The 1,622-nt window shown below is 32.1% G+C and carries 2 protein-coding genes; both read right to left on the reverse strand.

The genetic code is table 11. The annotated features are described in order from the left end of the window. Positions 1 to 210: 210 nt before the first annotated feature. Positions 211 to 888, reverse strand: coding sequence for a hypothetical protein (locus Q1B05_RS18490; RefSeq protein ID WP_299782929.1), 678 nt, complete (start codon positions 886 to 888; stop codon positions 211 to 213). Between the two features lie 148 nt (positions 889 to 1,036). Beyond that, a complete protein-coding gene (locus tag Q1B05_RS18495; protein ID WP_299782930.1) occupies positions 1,037 to 1,543 on the reverse strand; it encodes a hypothetical protein in 507 nt (168 codons plus the stop codon). Positions 1,544 to 1,622 lie beyond the last annotated feature (79 nt).

Here is a 1,622-nt window from a genome sequence, read left to right on the forward strand (position 1 = left end):
AGCAATCGAGCTCAATGATATTAATAATATCAATATTTGTAGTACTGCTTTTTTCAACTTGCTGGTAACGTGTTTGTGTATGGTTAGTTGCGTGGTTAAGCAACTAAGTTAGCAAACTTTTACGAACCCGAGAAAATTCCGCAGGAATTTTCGCAAGTAGGGAAGAACCTAGCAATTAATTATACACGGTGTTAGCAAACGTATTTTATTTTACTGGTAACTTAATCCAATTACTATTATCCTTTTTATAAAATAGTCAGAGTAATTCAGATTCGCATCCAACATTCTTTCAACCATTATTTCGGGTTGAACAGGTCCAGTAGAATTAGCAATGTTCAAATAATCGGTTATAAATCTATTTTTTTCACAGGTTTCTTTCAACGCTACCCAAAACCGTCCATTATAATTTAGATCAGTCCAAGTGTAAAAATTTTGTATAAGAGAGTCCTTCTTTTTTTCATCTTGTGGTCTGTATGAAGTCCAAGATTTTCTTTTTCTAAAAGTATCTATATCCAAGTACCTGTATTGCCTAACAATCTTTGGGTCTTCATTTGTTTCTATCCAAACTGAATCCACGTAACTATAGATTTCGTGTTTTAATTGACTTTTTTCAAAACGAGATTTGTCAAAATTCAGCAGTTTGTTCCAGCTTTGCAATTTGCTATCACGCATTTCAGTCAGAAGTCTTTCATAAGCTTGCTCGCTATTTAAATCGGGGTATTTGTTTCTTAAAAAACCATTTTCAAATTCCGCAACCATAGAAGTCAAAGTTTCGCTATTTTCTTTTCCTAAAATAGTTTCAAATTCCGCAATCTGTTTCTTATTCGAACAGCTAACAATTAGAAGTAGAAATATGAATAGTTTCAGAATTTTCGTTGGTTTGGTCATATGTTTGCTAACGTGTTAGTATATGGAAAGTTGCGGTTTTGTGTGCGAGGATTTTCCGAAGGAAAATCAGACGTAACAAAACAAGCAACGACCTTTATTTAAGCCAAACACCAGCAATTTTTTATATACTGTGTTGGCAATAGTTTTTTTATAATTCAGTCAATTTCAATTTTGATTCAAGCCATTTTTTCGAATGTCGTATTGGTCTAATGTCAAGCCAATACCAAAGTAACAACACAAATAATCCAACTCCAAAAAACATTGATTTTATTCCGAAATCAGCTTCTTTAACAACTCCATTTATAGTTGCTTTTTCCATTGTCAAAGAGCTTATCATAAAAACTAAACTAAAGATGATAAAAAAAATAGCATTGAGCAAATATGGAACGAATTCCACTTTTATTTTTTGCTGATTACTATTTTCAAAAGTTCCAATTATTAATGGTGGATTTCCCATTATTAAATCAAGATCAAGTCCAAGAGTGTATCGCTGAATTAGGAATTGATTAGATTTTATTTCTTTAGAATATTTTTTTGTCGTCAACCCTTTTAATATTTTTTCCGATTCTCCTGCATTCAGTTGTTCAATTAGTTCATCTTTAGATAAACTAGTTCGATATTCAGCTGTAAATTTTAATGGAAATTCTGTTTTCATAAATTATTGCCAACGGTTTTGTGTATGGATAGTGCGATTTTGCGAGCGAGGATTTTCCGCAGGAAAATCAGAAGTTAGC

The sequence above is a fragment of the uncultured Formosa sp. genome (genome assembly GCF_947500765.1).
GTDB lineage: Bacteria > Bacteroidota > Bacteroidia > Flavobacteriales > Flavobacteriaceae > Formosa.